The sequence below is a fragment of the Massilia sp. UYP34 genome (assembly GCF_056279385.1).
In genome coordinates, this window is record NZ_JBWBRF010000009.1 from 1 (window position 1) to 15,597 (window position 15,597).

At 67.1% G+C, this 15,597-nt stretch carries 12 protein-coding genes; 10 read left to right on the top strand and 2 right to left on the bottom strand.

Annotation, left to right across the window (positions count from 1 at the left end):
• Nucleotides 1-450 precede the first annotated feature (450 nt).
• Both ACZ9AQ_RS15030 and xseA read right to left on the bottom strand, forming a co-directional pair.
• Nucleotides 451-1,029, bottom strand: coding sequence for a superoxide dismutase (locus tag ACZ9AQ_RS15030; RefSeq protein ID WP_429204233.1), 579 nt, complete (start codon nt 1,027-1,029; stop codon nt 451-453).
• Nucleotides 1,030-1,133: 104 nt separating this feature from the next.
• Nucleotides 1,134-2,495, bottom strand: a complete 1,362-nt coding sequence (xseA, locus tag ACZ9AQ_RS15035) for an exodeoxyribonuclease VII large subunit (protein ID WP_429204234.1) — start codon at nt 2,493-2,495, stop codon at nt 1,134-1,136.
• Between the two features lie 1,064 nt (nt 2,496-3,559).
• On the opposite strand from xseA, the gene ACZ9AQ_RS15040 reads away from it, so the two are divergent.
• The 10 genes from ACZ9AQ_RS15040 to ACZ9AQ_RS15085 all read left to right on the top strand — a co-directional run bounded on the left by ACZ9AQ_RS15040 (nt 3,560) and on the right by ACZ9AQ_RS15085 (nt 15,524).
• Nucleotides 3,560-4,168, top strand: a complete 609-nt coding sequence (locus ACZ9AQ_RS15040) for a MotA/TolQ/ExbB proton channel family protein (protein ID WP_429204235.1) — start codon at nt 3,560-3,562, stop codon at nt 4,166-4,168.
• Nucleotides 4,168-4,605 (top strand): ExbD/TolR family protein, encoded by a 438-nt coding sequence (locus ACZ9AQ_RS15045; RefSeq protein WP_429204446.1) that lies wholly within the window; start codon nt 4,168-4,170, stop codon nt 4,603-4,605. The genes ACZ9AQ_RS15040 and ACZ9AQ_RS15045 overlap by 1 nt, the downstream gene beginning before the upstream one ends.
• 49 nt (nt 4,606-4,654) lie before the next feature.
• Nucleotides 4,655-5,680: a tetraacyldisaccharide 4'-kinase gene (lpxK, locus tag ACZ9AQ_RS15050; protein WP_429204237.1), complete on the top strand. Its 1,026-nt coding sequence runs from the start codon at nt 4,655-4,657 to the stop codon at nt 5,678-5,680.
• Nucleotides 5,661-5,831 carry a Trm112 family protein gene (locus ACZ9AQ_RS15055; protein WP_005669111.1) on the top strand — a complete coding sequence of 57 codons (171 nt, stop codon included), beginning with the start codon at nt 5,661-5,663 and terminating at the stop codon, nt 5,829-5,831. The genes lpxK and ACZ9AQ_RS15055 overlap by 20 nt, the downstream gene beginning before the upstream one ends.
• Before the next feature lie 9 nt (nt 5,832-5,840).
• Nucleotides 5,841-6,605, top strand: a complete 765-nt coding sequence (gene kdsB, locus ACZ9AQ_RS15060) for a 3-deoxy-manno-octulosonate cytidylyltransferase (RefSeq protein ID WP_429204239.1) — start codon at nt 5,841-5,843, stop codon at nt 6,603-6,605.
• Nucleotides 6,606-6,789: 184 nt separating this feature from the next.
• Nucleotides 6,790-7,446 carry an adenylate kinase gene (gene adk, locus ACZ9AQ_RS15065; RefSeq protein WP_429204241.1) on the top strand — a complete coding sequence of 219 codons (657 nt, stop codon included), beginning with the start codon at nt 6,790-6,792 and terminating at the stop codon, nt 7,444-7,446.
• Between the two features lie 213 nt (nt 7,447-7,659).
• Complete coding sequence (locus ACZ9AQ_RS15070; protein WP_429204243.1) at nt 7,660-8,178, top strand: hypothetical protein; 519 nt, start codon at nt 7,660-7,662, stop codon at nt 8,176-8,178.
• A gap of 132 nt (nt 8,179-8,310) precedes the next feature.
• A complete protein-coding gene (locus tag ACZ9AQ_RS15075) occupies nt 8,311-9,069 on the top strand; it encodes a 3-hydroxyacyl-CoA dehydrogenase (protein ID WP_429204245.1) in 759 nt (252 codons plus the stop codon).
• Nucleotides 9,070-9,134: 65 nt separating this feature from the next.
• Nucleotides 9,135-10,991 carry a gamma-glutamyltransferase gene (ggt, locus tag ACZ9AQ_RS15080; RefSeq protein ID WP_429204247.1) on the top strand — a complete coding sequence of 619 codons (1,857 nt, stop codon included), beginning with the start codon at nt 9,135-9,137 and terminating at the stop codon, nt 10,989-10,991.
• Nucleotides 10,992-11,180: 189 nt separating this feature from the next.
• The gene (locus ACZ9AQ_RS15085; RefSeq protein WP_429204249.1) at nt 11,181-15,524 is read left to right on the top strand and encodes a hybrid sensor histidine kinase/response regulator; all 4,344 of its coding nucleotides are present in this window, start codon (nt 11,181-11,183) and stop codon (nt 15,522-15,524) included.
• The last annotated feature ends 73 nt before the right edge of the window (nt 15,525-15,597 follow it).

Genomic DNA, 15,597 nt, shown 5'->3' on the forward strand with positions numbered 1-15,597 from the left:
GATGCAAAGACGCCCATCCTCGCACTCAAGGAATGGCAACAAAGACGGCCGGAATTATTCGTTAAGCGGGTTTATGAACAGGCGGGACTTGACACTTAGGGGCAAACGAATCGGTTAGTCTGCCAAGCTCCCACAGGTCAGCGGTCGTATTCAAATTGGTGTGGAGCTTGTTGTCGCTGGGGCGTATTCCTGGACGGTCAACCCAGTGCCAACGTCTGTGCCGGGCGCAACGATGTAGCTGCCTTCCGGAACCTACCTGTGTTGCGAAAGCCCTTCAAGGTACGAGATCGCTAAATGAGGGAGCGAAGAATTTCCGCCGCATCGACTGGATGCGGCGGGGTCTCGATATGTTCCGAACTTCTTTATAGTTGGAATCCGTAGCGAGAAGCCGTTGTTCCAATCTTAATTAAATGGTTCCGAACTTAATTACGACGAAACACGGCCCTGGCGTCAGGCGAAATTCTTGTTCACGAATTCCCAGTTGGCGACATTCCAGAACGCGTCCAGGAACTTGGCGCGTGCATTGCGGTAGTCGATGTAGTAGGCGTGTTCCCATACGTCGGCGGTCAGCAGCGGCACGTCGGTGGTGGTCAGCGGGGTGGCGGCGTTCGAGGTGTTGACGATGTCGACGCTGCCGTCGGCCTTTTGCACCAGCCAGGTCCAGCCCGAGCCGAAGTTGCCCAGTGCCGACTTGTTGAACTCTTCCTTGAACTTGTCGAACGAACCCCACTTGGCGTTGATCGCGTCCAGCGCCTTGCCGGTCGGCGCGCCGCCGCCGTTCGGGCTCATGCAGTTCCAGAAGAAGGTGTGGTTCCAGACCTGGGCCGAGTTGTTGAACACGCCGCCGGTCGACTTCTTGATGATCTCTTCCAGGGACAGGTTCTCGAACTCGGTGCCCTTGATCATGTTGTTCAGGTTGGTCACATAGGTCTGGTGGTGCTTGCCGTGGTGGTATTCCAGGGTCTCGGCCGAGATGTGCGGTTGCAGGGCGTCTTTTGCATACGGCAGCGGCGGCAGGGTGTGTTCCATGTGTGCGTTCCTTAGTGGTTGGGAAAGGTTGCTGTTCTTATAGCGTCGCTATTCTAGCCGGTCTGCTGCGCGGTTGCAGACAAGTATCGCCATCCGCTGTGCCGTCACTCCAGCACGGCCTGGACTTGCGCCACGCCCACCTCGGCGCTGCCATTGGCCAGCCGCACCGTCAGCGTGTCGCGCGCGTGGATCTGGGCCGGGTCGCGCACGATCTTCCCCTTGCCGTCGCGCACGATGGCATAGCCGCGCTCCAGCGTGCGCTGCGGGTCGAGCAGGTCGAGCTGGGCGGCCAGGGCGTTGAGCGCCTCGCGCCGCGCCCTGAGCTGGCTGGACAGGCTCGCGTTCAGGTGGCGGCTGTCCGACGCCAGCCGGGCGCGCAAGGAGCGCATGTCGGGGCGGTGACGCGACCAGCGCTGCTGCAGCTGGGCCAGCAGCAGGCCGTGACGATTCACCGGCAGCTTGACCGCGTGCGTCATGGCCGTGGCCAGCGACAGTAACTTGAGGCGCTGGTGGCCGATCTGGGCCGAGGGGCTGAGCAGCCGCCGGCTCAGGTTGTCGAGGCCCTGGCCGGCGTCGTGCAGGCGGCGCTCCATGGCGCGCTGCAGGTCGAGGGCGTCGCCTTCGAGCGAGGCCAGCCAGTCGGCGCGCGGCGTCGCGGCCAGTTCGGCGGCGGCCGTCGGCGTGGCGGCGCGCACGTCGGCGGCGAAGTCGGCGATGGTGACGTCGGTTTCGTGGCCGACGCCCGAGATCACGGGGATCGCGCAGGCGTCGATGGCACGCGCCACGCATTCCTCGTTAAAGCTCCACAAGTCTTCGATCGAGCCGCCGCCGCGGCAGACCAGCAGCACGTCCACCTCGGCGCGGCGCGAGGCCGTCATGATGGCTTCGGCGATCTTGTCGGCCGCGAACTGGCCCTGGACCGGGGCAGGGTAGAGCACGATCCGCACGTGCGGGGCGCGCCGGCGCAGGGCGGTCAGCACGTCGCGCAGGGCAGCCGCCTGCGGGCTGGTGACGATGCCGATGCTGCGCGCGAACAGCGGCAGCGCGCGCTTGCGCTCGGCGTCGAACAGCCCTTGCGCGGCCAGCTTTTCCTTCAGGCGCAGGAAGGCCTCGTAGAGCTGGCCCACGCCGGCGCGGCGGATCGCCTCGACGTTGATCTGGTAGTCGCCGCGCGCGCCGTACAGGGTGACCAGGGCGCGCACCTCGACCTTGTCGCCTTCGCGCGGGGTAAAGCCGGCCAGTTGCGCGCGGCTGCGGAACATCACCGCGCGCACCTGGGCCGCATCGTCCTTGAGGGTGAAATACCAGTGGCCGGAGGCGGCCCGGGTGAAGTTGGAGAGCTCGCCGCCGATCCACACCAGCGGGAACGAGCGCTCCAGCAGGCGCGCCACTTGCTGGTTCAGGGCGGTGACGCTCAGGACGGCGGGGGTGGCGAAGGCGGGATCGGCGTCGTTCGGTGCTTGCATGGCGCTCTGGCGAAAATGGCGAAAGCGAGCATTATCCTCTATCGGCTGGGGCAGATGGTGCGCGGCCCGTGACCGGCAGCGGGAAGGGAAGCGAGGTCAATGTTGCTGTTTTTCAATGCAAACTGTTGAAATCCCTTATGAATCAATCGCTTAGTATCTGACTAATGTCGATTTCGGGCCATTTATCCACAAAAACTGTGGGGAACTCATGTGATCCGTGGGAGCGTGCGTAGCAATTGGGCAGGAGAAGTAGAATTGTTACAAATCAATGACTTAAGTTCGTGACCGGAATCTTGATCACAAAGTTGTCCACAGAATCTGTGCAAACTTTTCGGGTGCGGTGAGGGACCGCAACGTGGTCGATCGGCGCACGATCGCGCCGGAGGGACCGGTTTCTGCGCTGCCTGTTTTTGAGGCAGCCTGAGGTAATTCCAATGAAATCAAGCACTTGACTAGTAAAGTTCGATCTTCCGCACATTCTTATCCACAAAAATTGTGCAGATAGCGAATATTGTATGCACAGGGCCGTCGCAAGCCAAACAATCGGGGCAGGAATGCCCATCCAGGCACGGTTTATTGGCAAAAAATGCCATATGCTAATATTTTGTGCAGCAGCGTTTTATTGATATAAATCAAAGGCTTACTTTCGCGAAGTGCGCATTGCTCACACTTTTGTCCACAAAAAGTGTGCGGAACCTCAAGCAAGCGCAGGCGAAGTACAGCTGAGTTTGGCTGCCTGCGATTTAGGCTTGATCATTTATTTGTATGGAATCAATCACTTAGTCGAGTCCGGCGCCCCTTGCGCACAATTTTGTCCACAGAATTTGTTCGCAACTACACCGTGCAAGTGGACAAGCCATCAAGCCAGAGCCTGCTTGAGCCAAGTCATGAGACTGCCATTTTCTTGCGCAGACGCAGAAAGCCCTTACAAATCAAGGTGCTTGTTCCACCTCGCGGCCATTGCGCACAATTTTATCCACAGAAGATGTGAAGAACTCTACTTGCCGCTTCGCTGCCAACTTGCTACATTGCCGAATTGATTTTTTTCATCTCTGGAGTCTCTCTTGCTCGCCATTTTCCAAGCCGCAGGCTGGCCCATCTGGTTCCTGCTGGTCGCGTCGATCGTCGCCGTCGCCCTCATCGTCGAACGCCTGATCACCCTGCGCCGCGAGAAGATCCTGCCCCGCAACCTGCTCGATGAAGTCATCCGCGTCTATCGCAGCGGCAAGGTGACGCCCGAGGTGGTCGACAAGCTGGAACAGAATTCGCCGCTGGGCGCGGTGCTGGCCGCGGCGCTGCGCAACGTCGACGCCCCGCGCGACGTGATGAAGGAATCGATCGAGGAAACCGGCCGCGGCGTGGCCCAGGGCCTGGAACGCTTCCTCACCACGCTCGGCACCATCGCCTCGCTGGCGCCGCTGATGGGCCTGTTCGGCACGGTGGTCGGCATGATCGAGATCTTCGGCGCCGCGACCCCGACCGGCGGCAATAACCCGGCCCAGCTGGCGCACGGCATCTCGGTGGCGCTGTACAACACCGGCTTCGGCATCGCGATCGCCATGCCGGCCCTGGTGTTCTACCGCCACTTCCGCAACCTGGTCGACACCTATGTCGTCGACATGGAACTGCAGGCGGTGAAACTGGTCGACGTCGTCCACGGTGCCCGCAAATGATGGACTTTCGCCGCGGCCGCAGGCGCGAGGAACCGGAGATCAACCTGATCCCGTTCATCGACGTGCTGCTGGTGATCCTGATCTTCCTGATGGTCTCGACCACCTACAGCAAGTTCACCGAGCTGCAGATCACGCTGCCGACGGCCGAGGCCGAGAAGCAGGCGGAAAAACCGTTCGAGATCAACGTGACGGTCGACGCCAAGGGCAACTACACGATCAACAATACGCCGGTGACCTTCCACAGCGTGGCCGGCCTGGCCCAGGACATGCAGAACGCCGCGCGCAGGCCCGACGGCCAGGTGGTGGCCAGCCCGGTGGTGATCGTCAATGCCGACCAGTTCGCCATGCACCAGATGGTGATCAATGTGCTGGAAGCGGCGCGCGTGGCCGGCTACGACAAGCTGACCTTCGCGGCCCAGACCGGCGCCGCCAAATAATCCCGGGGCGCGCCGCGCGCGCCGCGCCGGCTGTTCATTTTCTTCCCGCATGGCTTCCCGACTCGAATCGACCCTGACCCGCGCCTGGCTTCGGCGCGGGGTCCTCGCCTGGCTGCTGCTGCCGCCGGCGCTGCTGTTTCGCCTGCTCGCCGGCCTGCGCCGGCTGCTGTTTCGCGCCGGCCTGAAGCGCGCGGAGCGCCTGCCGGTGCCGGTGATCGTGGTCGGCAATATCTTTATCGGCGGCACCGGCAAGACGCCGCTGACGATCTGGCTGGCCGAGAGCCTGCGCACGGCGGGCTTTCGCCCCGGCGTGATCTCGCGCGGACACGGCGGCCACGAAGGCGCGCCGCTCGAAGTCACCCCGCAGTCCGATCCGCGCGCCGTAGGCGACGAGCCGCTGTTGATCGCGGCCCGCGCCGGGTGCCCGGTCGTGGTCGGCCGCCGCCGCGTGGCAGCGGGCAAGGCCTTGCTGCAGGCGCATCCCGCGGTCGACGTGCTGATCGCCGACGACGGCCTGCAGCACTACGCGCTGGCGCGCGACGTCGAGATCGTCCTGTTCGACGGCCGCGGCGTCGGCAACGGCTGGCTGCTGCCGGCCGGCCCCTTGCGCGAGCCGCCGTCGCGCCGGCGCGACTTCACGGTCGTCAACGCGCCCGAGATCACCCCGAGCCTGGCGCAGGCGGTCGGCGGCCAGCCGTGGCGCATGCACCTGGCGGGCGAGCATGCCGAGCCGCTGCAGGGCGGCGCACGGCTGCCGCTGGCGCGCCTGGCCGGCAAGCGCATCGTGGCCGCCGCCGGCATCGGCAATCCCGGGCGCTTCTTCGCCATGCTGCGCGCGGCCGGGCTGACGGTCGGCGAGCTGCCTTTGCCCGACCATCACGACTTCCTCGACGACCCGTTTGCCGGGGTCGATGCCGATGTCATCCTGATCACCGAGAAGGATGCAGTAAAATGTCGGCAAATTGATCATCTGAAGAACGATCCACGGCTGTGGGTCGTGCCGGTCACGGCGCAGCTCGACGCGCGCCTGGCCGAACAAATCGTGGAGAAATGTCGTGGACGCTCGCTTGCTTGATATCCTGGTCTGCCCGTTGTGCAAGGGTCCGCTTGAACTCGACAAAAAGGCGCAGGAACTGACTTGCCGCGCCGACCGCCTGGCCTATCCGATCCGCGACGGCATCCCGATCATGTGGGCCGACCAGGCGCGCAAGATCGAACCGGCCTGACGCTGCCCGATGAGCTTTACCGTCATCATCCCGGCGCGCCTGGCGTCGACCCGTCTGCCGAACAAGCCGCTGGCCGACCTGGGTGGTAAACCAATGGTGGTGCGCGTGGCCGAACGCGCGCGTGCATCCGGCGCGGCGCGCATCATCGTCGCCACCGACCATGAAGACATCGCCGGCGCCTGCGCCGCGCATGGCGTCTCCGCAGTGCTCACGCGCGCCGATCACCCGTCCGGCACCGACCGCATCGCCGAAGTGGCGCAGGTGCTGGGCCTGGGCCCGGACGACGTGGTGGTCAACCTGCAGGGCGACGAGCCGCTGATCGATCCGGCGCTGCTCGCGGCTTGCGCCGCCCGCATCGACGCCGACACCCCGATGGCCACCTGCGCGCATCCGATCCTGGACGCCGCCGAGGTCTTCAACCCGAACATCGTCAAGGTGGTGCTCGACAAGCGCGGCCGCGCGCTGTACTTCTCGCGCGCCACCATTCCGTGGCACCGCGACGCCTTCGCGGCCACCCGCGACGCCCTGCCGCTGGACCGGTTCGACGGCCACCCGCCGCTGCGCCACATCGGCCTGTATGCCTACAGTAACGCCTTCCTGCAAGCCTATCCGAGACTGGCGGTCTCGCCGCTCGAAGGCATCGAGGCGCTCGAACAGCTGCGCGTGCTGTGGCACGGCTACCCGATCGCCGTGCATGTCACACAAGACGCGCCACCCGGCGGCGTCGACACGCCGGATGACCTGGCGCGGGTACGCCTGCATTTCCCATTTTGATGTTAACCCCAGGGGAGTGATGGGGCCGTCTGCGCAGGATCAATAATCCTGTTCGCAGCGCCCCAAAACTGGCTTGAAAGCCAACTTCTGTGGTAACTTCCGTGTCAAGAAGGCTTGGCAGCATCAAACATAATTTATACAATCCCCAGCAATTTTCATTATTTTCTAGAATCTCAGGAAACTCATGCGTCTCATTCTGTTAGGAGCACCCGGTGCCGGTAAGGGCACCCAGGCAAACTTCATCAAGGAAAAGTTCAACATTCCGCAAATCTCGACCGGCGACATGCTGCGCGCCGCGATCAAGGAAGGAACCGAACTGGGCCTGGCTGCCAAGAAGGTCATGGATGCCGGCCAACTGGTGTCGGACGACATCATCATCGGTCTCGTCAAGGAGCGCCTGAAGCAGTCGGACTGCGCCAACGGCTATCTGTTCGACGGCTTCCCGCGCACCATCGCCCAGGCCGAGGCGATGAAGGACAGCGGCGTGAACATCGACTACGTGCTCGAGATCGATGTGCCTGACGAACTGATCCTCGAACGCATGACCGGGCGCCGCTCGCACCCGGCCTCGGGCCGCGTGTACCACGTCAAGTTCAACCCGCCCAAGGTCGACGAAGTCGACGACGTCACCGGCGAGCCGCTGATCCAGCGCGACGACGACAAGGCCGAGACCGTGTCCAAGCGGCTGGAAGTCTTTCACAACCAGACCGAAGTGCTGCTGGGCTACTACGGCAAGTGGGCCGAATCGGGCCTGCCGGGTGCGCCGAAATACCGCAAGATCTCGGGCGTCGGCCCGGTCGAGCAGGTGCGCGACGCCGCGTTCGCGGCGCTGTCCGAGTAAGCGCCGCCCCCGCGAGGCAGGTCGCAGTCCCCGTCGTGACTGCCGCTGGCAGTGACGACTTCTCGCGTGACATCAGTGCTGCCAGTGGCAGCACTGATGCGTTTACGGTATTGGTCATCATGATTATGTGAGAAATTGTTTCTCGTGCGCCGTACGAAGGTTGACAAGACGATAATGGGTCATCGATCAAGTCAATCCGGAGAGAGGTGCACCATGAACACGTCGAAAACCATTCTTGCCGTCCTGCTCGCCGTCAGCGCCATCGGCGCCGGCGCCCAGACCACCGGCGTCGCCCAGGGCCAGCCGGCCACCGGCGCGACCTATCGTCCGACGCTCGACGGCCAACAGACCTCGACGCCGGCCCCGACGATCGACATGCGTCCCATGACCCAGGAAGAAAAGGCCACCGGGCGCCAGGAACCGTCGCGCCTGAAGGACATCGACCCGGCCATCCACCCGGCGCCGCAGAACGTGCGTCCGCAGCCGACCCCGACCCCGACGCCGCGTGTCGGCGGGGCGGTGCTGCCGAGCGCATCCGTCACCCCATCGGCGCCCACGGTCGCGCCATCGACCGCCCCGGCCGGCCCGACCGCGAGCCCGGTCAGCGCCTGCACCGGCGCCACCTGCACCGACGCCAGCGGCGCCACCACGTCCGGCCAGGTCGGCAACGCCAGCGTCAACAGCGCCGGCCGCCTGTGCAACCGTACCGGAAATACGATGCAGTGCTTCTGAAAGCCTGCGCGGCGCCATGGCGTTTCCCCTTGAAAGTTCGCTACAATGCAGGTTTACGTTTACGTTAACGTAAGCGCAGGCATGAGACATGCGGCAACGTGCGGCAACCAGAACTTTTATAAGGGACACACCATGCAGATCCAGAACAACGTCTTCATCGTCACCGGCGGGGCCTCGGGCCTGGGCGCGGCCAGCGCGCGCATGCTGGCCGACAGCGGCGCCAAAGTCGTGATCGCCGACCTCCAGGAGGACGCCGGCCGCGCGCTGGCGCAGGAACTCGGCGGCCAGTTCGTCAAGTGCGACGTCACCCAGGAGGCGGACGGCAAGGCGGTGGTCGAGGCGGCGGTGGCGCTGGGCACCCTGCGCGGCCTGGTCAACTGCGCCGGCGTGGCGCCGGCCGCCAAGACCGTCGGCAAGGACGGTCCGCATCCGCTCGACCTGTTCCAGCGCACCGTCAACATCAACCTGGTCGGCACCTTCAATATGGCGCGCCTGGCGGCCGACGCCATGGCCAGGACCGAAGAAGCCGAATACGGAGAGCGCGGCGTCATCATCAATACCGCTTCGGTCGCGGCCTACGACGGCCAGATGGGGCAGGCGGCCTACGGCGCGTCGAAGGCGGCCGTGGCCGGCCTGACCCTGCCGATGGCGCGCGACCTGGCGCGCAGCGGCATCCGCGTGATGACCATCGCACCGGGTATCTTCGAGACCCCGATGCTGATGAACATGCCGCAGGAAGTGCGCGATTCGCTGGGCAAGATGGTGCCGTTCCCGCCGCGCCTGGGCCAGCCGAAAGAGTATGCCCACCTGGCCAAGGCCATCATCGAGAACGTGATGCTCAATGGCGAAACGATCCGCCTCGACGGCGCGATCCGCATGCAGCCGAAGTAGTCTCTCATCGCTCGGTAATAGCTCAGGCATTGTCCTGGAAGCAAGCTCGCGCGACATGAGGTAGCATGTCTGCGATCTCGGGCGCGTTGCCGCTGTCGTGCGACGGCGCGCCCGTCTGCTTTTGGGAGAATCGATTGAAACAGTTCAACACGCTTGCCCGCGCATTGGTACCTGCGCTGGCCCTGGCCGGCGCTTTTTACCTGCCTGCCGCCGCCCAGGATTCGCTGCAGGCCGCGCCCGAGGCGGCCACCGGCTATGCCGAAAAACCCGGCTGGCCGGCCCGGAAATACATGGTGGCCGCGGCCAACCCGCTGGCGGTGGAAGCCGGCTACCAGATCCTGCGCCGCGGCGGCAGCGCGATCGACGCGGCGATCGCCACCCAGCTGGTGCTGACCCTGGTCGAACCGCAATCGTCGGGCATCGGCGGCGGCGCCTTCATGGTCCACTACGACGGCAGGCAGACCCAGGCCTTCGACGGCCGCGAGACCGCGCCCGCCAGGGCCGACGAACACCTGTTCGAGCGTCCGGACGGCACGCCGCTGTCGCGCACCGAGGGCGTGGTCGGCGGCCGCTCGGTCGGCGCCCCGGGCGTGCTGCGCATGCTCGAACTGGCCCACCGCCAGCACGGCAAGCTGCCCTGGAAGACGCTGTTCGAGCCGGCGATCCGGCTGTCGGAGCAGGGCTTCGCGGTCAGCCCGCGCATGCACAAGATGCTGGCCGGCGAGACCCACCTGCGCAAGGACCCGGTGGCCGCCGCCTACTTCTACGACCAGAGTGGCCAGGCGTGGCCGGTCGGCCATGTGCTCAAGAACCCGGCGCTGGCCAGGACGCTGCGCGCGATCGCCGAGGGCGGCGCCGACGCGTTCTATACCGGCCGCATCGCGCGCGCCATCGCGGACAAGGTCGCGCGGCATCCGACCAATCCGGGCCTGCTCACGGCGCAGGACATCGCCGACTACCGGCCCAAGGTGCGCACGCCGGTCTGCAGCGATTACCGGCAATATACGGTGTGCGGCATGCCGCCGCCGTCGTCGGGCGGGATCGCAGTGGCCCAGATGCTGGGCATGTTCGAGACCTTCGACATGAAGGCGCTGGCCCCAAAGGACGGCGTGCCCGGGGCCGAAGCCGTGCACGTGTTCTCGGAAGTGGGCCGCCTGGCCTACGCCGACCGCAACCGCTACGCGGCCGACACCGATTTCGTGCCGCTGCCGGGGCGCGGCATCCCGAGCCTGATCGACAAGGGCTACCTGAAGCAGCGCGCCGCCCTGATCGGCGAGCGTTCGATGGGCGAGGCCAGGGCCGGCACCCCACCGGGCATGGAAGTCGCGTGGGGCACGGACAATGCGATCGAGACGCCGTCGACCTCGCACCTGTCGGTGGTCGACGCCGACGGCCGCGGCCTGGCGATGACGACCACCATCGAGGACGCCTTCGGTTCGCGCCAGATGGTCGACGGCTTCATGCTCAACAACCAGCTGACCGATTTTTCGTTCAGCGCGCGTGACGCCGACGGGCCGGTGGCGAACCGGGTCGAGGCCAATAAGCGGCCGCGCAGCGCCATGTCGCCGACCATCGTGTTCGAAAAGGACAGCGGCAAGCTGGTGCTCACCGTCGGCTCGCCGGGCGGCCCGGCCATCATCAACTACGTGGCCAAGGTGCTGGTCGGCACGCTCGACTGGGGCCTGGACGTGCAGCAGGCGATCGCGCTGCCCAATTTCGGCAGCCGCAACGGTCCCACCGAGCTGGAGCGCGGGCGCTTCCCGCAGGCCACGCAAGACCTGCTGCGCGCGCGTGGTCACGCGATCCGGGTCAGCGAGCTGACCTCGGGCCTGCACGGCATCGAGCGGATCCGGGTGCACGGGGTGCCGATCTGGTTCGGTGGCGCCGATCCGCGCCGCGAGGGAGTCGCCAAGGGCGACTGACGCGCGGCCGCCGGGTGGGGGCAAGGAAGCGACAATTGGCGAGAATTTGTTGCGATTCCCGCCCCATATTTGCCTCAAGTCAAGCAGAGTTTGCTAACCTGTCGCCGTGGACAGCAAACAGAAAACCGGATCGATCCAGATGAGAGCGGGAACGCGCGGCGCCGCCGCGCGCGCCGGCTTTCACGCCGCATGACCATGCCGCGCCGGTGCCTGCCTGTCTTGCTGTCGCTCGTCTTGCTGTCGTTCCTGCTGGCGGCCTCGGCGCCGCTGCGCGCGGCGGCGCCCGAACCGACCCTGCGCTTCGAGCACCTGTCGGTGCAGCAGGGCCTGGGCCAGGAATCGGTGCTGTCCATCATCCAGGACCGCGACGGCTTCATGTGGTTCGGCACCCAGTCCGGCCTGTCGCGCTACGACGGCTACCGCTTCGTGCACCACCGCAGCGAGATCGGCGACCCGCGCAGCCTGGCGAGCAACTGGGTGCGGGTGCTGCACCTGGACCGCCACGGCCGCCTGTGGCTGGGTACCGACGGCGGGCTGAACCGCTACGATCCGGTCACCCGCAGCTTCACCCTGCATGCGCCGCACGAGCCCACCCGGCGCGGCACCGGCAACCGCCAGATCAAGGCATTGACCGGCGACGGCGGCGACGGGCTGTGGATCGGCACCGCCGACGGCCTGCAGCACTTCGATCCCGACACCGGCAAGTTCACGGTCTGGCACCACGTGCCGAACGACGAGCGCACCCTGCGCGACGACGGCATCCAGGCGCTGGCGCTCGACGCCGACGGGCGGCTGTGGATCGGCACTGCGGCGGGCCTGGACAGCCTCGCCCCCGACCGCCGGACGATCGAGCACCATCCTTCGCAACCCGGCCTGCCGCCGGGCCCGCATTCGCGGCCGGTGCACGCGCTGCTGGTCGACGCCGGGCAGCGGCTCTGGATCGGGCGCGACGGCGGGCTGGAACGGCGCGAACTGCGCGGGCCCGGCGCCGGCAAGCTGCGCCGCTTCGGGCCCGCCGACGGCGTCGGGGACGCCTGGATCACCGCGCTGTACCAGGATCCCGACGGCACGGTGTGGGCCGGCACCCATGACGACGGCCTGCTGCGCTGGCGCGCGGCGGACGAGCGCTTCGAGGCCTTTCGCAACGTCGTCACCGACCGCCACAGCCTGGTCGACAACCACGTCTCGGCCCTGTACCGCGACCGGACCGGCACCTTCTGGGCCGGCACCTGGTATGGCGGCGTCTCGCGCGTCGACCTGGGCAGCGGCGGCTTCGCGCGCATCAATGCGCGACCGGGCGTGGCCGGCGCGGCGGGCGATTCGCTGGCGGACAACAAGGTGCGCGCGCTGCTTGAGGATGGGGAGCGGCTGTGGGTCGGCTCGGCCACCGCCTTGCACCGCCTCGATCCGCGCACCGGCAAGGCCGAGGTGTTCCGGCACCGCAAGGACGACCCGAACAGCCTGATCGACGTGCCGGCGTCCGCCATCGTGCGCGACGGCGCCGGCCTGCTGTGGATCGGCAGCCGCGCCGGCGTCACCTCGTTCGATCCCCGCACGCGCCGGTTCCGGCGCCAGGTCCTGCCGGGCGACGCCGACGCCAACAACGTGCGCTCGATGCTGCTCGACCGCGCCGGCATGGTCTGGATCGCGACCCACGGCGGCATGCACCGGCTCGACCCAGGCACGCGCGCGGTGACCAGCTACCGCCACGATCCGTCGAAGTTCACCAGCCTGTCGGACGACATCGCGCGGCCGATGCTGGAAGACCGGCATGGCCGCTTCTGGGTCGGCACCTTCGCCGGCCTCGACCTGCTGGATCGCGCCAGCGGCAGGTTCCGGCATTTCAGGCACGATCCCTACGACCCGAACAGCATCAGCCACGACGAGGTGCACCACCTGATGGAAGACAGCCGCGGCGACATCTGGATCGGCACCGCGGTGGGACTGAACCGCATGGTCACCGGGCGCGACGGCGCGCTCAGCTTCACCCGCTACACCACGCGCGACGGCCTGGTCGACGATTCGGTGGCGGCGATCGTGGAAGACCAGGACGGGCGCATCTGGGCCAGCACGGCGAGCGGCCTCTCGCGCTTCGACCCGGCCAGCGGGCGCTGGCGCAGCTACACGGCGGCCGACGGCATCACCGAGGGGGCCTTCTTCGACGCCGCGGTGGCGCGGACCAGGGACGGGACCCTGTACTTCGGCGGCTTCAACGGCATCACCGCGTTCGACCCGCGCGCGATCCGCGACAACCGCATCGCGCCGCGGCCCGTGATCACCGGCCTGCAGGTCTTCAACCGGCCGCTCGAGCAAGCCTTCCCCGGCCTGCTGGCCGGACCGATCGAGACCGCCAGCGCCGTGACCCTGCCGGCCGACGCCGCCGTGATCACCCTCGAATTCGCGGCGCTGCACTTCGCCGCGCCCGAGCGCAACAAGTTTGCCTACCGGCTGGACGGCTTCGACAAGGGCTGGATGAGCGCCGACGCCGACCAGCGCTTCGCCACCTACGCCAACCTCGACCCCGGAACCTACGTGTTCCGGGTGCGCGCGGCCAACAAGGATGACGTCTGGAGCGAGGACGTGGCGGCGCTGGCGCTGACCATCGAGCCGCCGCCCTGGGGTACGCCGTGGGCCCGGATCGCCATGATCCTGCTGGTGTGCAGCGGCGCCTACGTGGGCCTGCGCATGCGCCTGTCCAGCCTGCGCCGCCACAAGGACCGGCTGGAGCACCAGGTGAGCGCGCGCACCGAGCAGGTGGAGCAGCAGAACCGCATGCTCGAGCTGCAGACCCAGGAACTGCGCGAGCAGGAGCGGCGCGGACGCCACCAGAGCAACGAACTGGCGCGCGCCTACCGCGCGCTGCAGGAGAACGAGGAAGTCCTGCGCCAGGCCAAGGAGCGCGCCGAGGACGCGACGCGCCAGAAGTCCGAGTTCCTGGCCAATATGAGCCACGAGATGCGCACCCCGCTGGCCGGCGTGATCGGCATGCTCGGGTTCGCGCTGCGCGACGCGGCGCTCAGGGACAACACGCGCGAACAGATCCTGCGCGGCCAGGCCAACGCCGAAGCGCTGCTGGCGATCATCAACGACCTGCTCGACTTTTCGAAGATCGAGGCCGGCAAGCTGACGGTCGAGCGCATCGACTTCGACCTGCACGAGAAGATGCGCAGCGTGGCCAGCCTGTTCCAGGAGCAGGCCGCGGGCTACAGCCTGGACTTCTCGGTCCGGGTCGACGACGACGTGCCGCGTTTCCTGGTGGGCGACCCGACCCGCGTGCGCCAGGTGCTGGTGAACCTGATCGGCAACGCCTTCAAGTTCACCAGGTCGGGCAGCGTGACGGTGCAGGTCGAATGCCGGCCGGGCGACCAGGACCGCCCGCCGGGCATGCACATGATCCGCTTCACGGTGCGCGACACCGGCGTCGGCATCCCGGCCGATGCGCTGCCGCGCCTGTTCCAGAAGTTCGAGCAGGCCGACTCCACCACCACGCGCCGCTATGGCGGCACTGGCCTCGGCCTGGCGATCTGCCGCCAGCTGGTGGAGCTGATGGGTGGCACCATCGGCGTCAACAGCCAGGAAGGCAAGGGCAGCGTGTTCAGCGTGCTGCTGCCGCTGCCGGACGGCGCCCCGCCGGTGCAGGTGGAGCATGCGCCGCGCGCGCCGCACAGCCACCGCCTCAGGATCCTGTGCGCCGAGGACTTCCCGACCAACCAGATCATCGCGCGGCTGATGGTCGAGGAGATGGGCCACGCGATCGACATCGTCGACAATGGCCTGGAAGCGGTGGCCGCCTGCGCGCGCAAGCGCTACGACCTGATCCTGATGGACGGCCGCATGCCCGAGATGGATGGCGCCAGCGCCACCCGCCTGATCCGCGCCGGCGGCCCGCCGGATGCGCCGGTAGCCGATCCGCACCTGATGATCGTGGCGCTCACCGCCAACGCCACCGACGAGGACCGCACGCGCTACCTGGCCTGCGGGATGGATGCTTTCCTGACCAAGCCGATCGACCAGGCGGCGCTGCACGTCCAGCTGGCGCGCGCGATCGAACGCCAGCTGCAGCGCGGCGTGCCGCTCGAGCCGGCGCCGGCGCAAGGCGCGTCCGACAGCCGCGCGCAGGCGATGGCGGCGCTGGACGCGATGTTCGAGGTGACCTTCGACGAGCCGGCGGCGGCGCGCCAGCGGGAGCCGGCAGCGGCGCCTGCGCAAGCGGCGCCTGCGCAAGCGGCGGCGGCGCTTGCGTCACCGGCGGCCGCGCTTGACGACGCGTTGGCGGTGCGCCTGCGCGCCGCCTTCCGCGCCGACCTGCCGCGCCGCCGCCGCGAGCTGGCGGCCGCGGTCGCGTCGGACGACCTGGACGCGGCCGGCCGCATCCTGCACGGCCTGCGCGGCAGCGCCGGCCACCTGGCCGAGCCGGCGCTCGAGGCGCTGTGCAAGGCGCTGGAAGCGGCGGCCGACGCCGGCGACCACGCGCGCCTGCGCGCCGGCCTGCCGCAACTGCACGCGCTGCTCGACGCCTTCGCGTCGCGCTGATCCCGCAGGCAATCTTGCATTTTTGCAACCGAGCGACCGCACCTGCCTATAATGCAGGTATTGACCGATCTGG

Coding starts and splice junctions, on each gene's coding strand:
- adk (WP_429204241.1), top strand. CDS start 6,790: ATGCGTCTCATTCTGTTAGGAGCACCCGGTGCCGGTAAGGGCACCCAG.
- ACZ9AQ_RS15070 (WP_429204243.1), top strand. CDS start 7,660: ATGAACACGTCGAAAACCATTCTTGCCGTCCTGCTCGCCGTCAGCGCC.
- lpxK (WP_429204237.1), top strand. CDS start 4,655: ATGGCTTCCCGACTCGAATCGACCCTGACCCGCGCCTGGCTTCGGCGC.
- xseA (WP_429204234.1), bottom strand. CDS start 2,495: ATGCAAGCACCGAACGACGCCGATCCCGCCTTCGCCACCCCCGCCGTC.
- ACZ9AQ_RS15085 (WP_429204249.1), top strand. CDS start 11,181: ATGACCATGCCGCGCCGGTGCCTGCCTGTCTTGCTGTCGCTCGTCTTG.
- ACZ9AQ_RS15030 (WP_429204233.1), bottom strand. CDS start 1,029: ATGGAACACACCCTGCCGCCGCTGCCGTATGCAAAAGACGCCCTGCAA.
- kdsB (WP_429204239.1), top strand. CDS start 5,841: ATGAGCTTTACCGTCATCATCCCGGCGCGCCTGGCGTCGACCCGTCTG.
- ACZ9AQ_RS15075 (WP_429204245.1), top strand. CDS start 8,311: ATGCAGATCCAGAACAACGTCTTCATCGTCACCGGCGGGGCCTCGGGC.
- ACZ9AQ_RS15045 (WP_429204446.1), top strand. CDS start 4,168: ATGGACTTTCGCCGCGGCCGCAGGCGCGAGGAACCGGAGATCAACCTG.
- ggt (WP_429204247.1), top strand. CDS start 9,135: ATGTCTGCGATCTCGGGCGCGTTGCCGCTGTCGTGCGACGGCGCGCCC.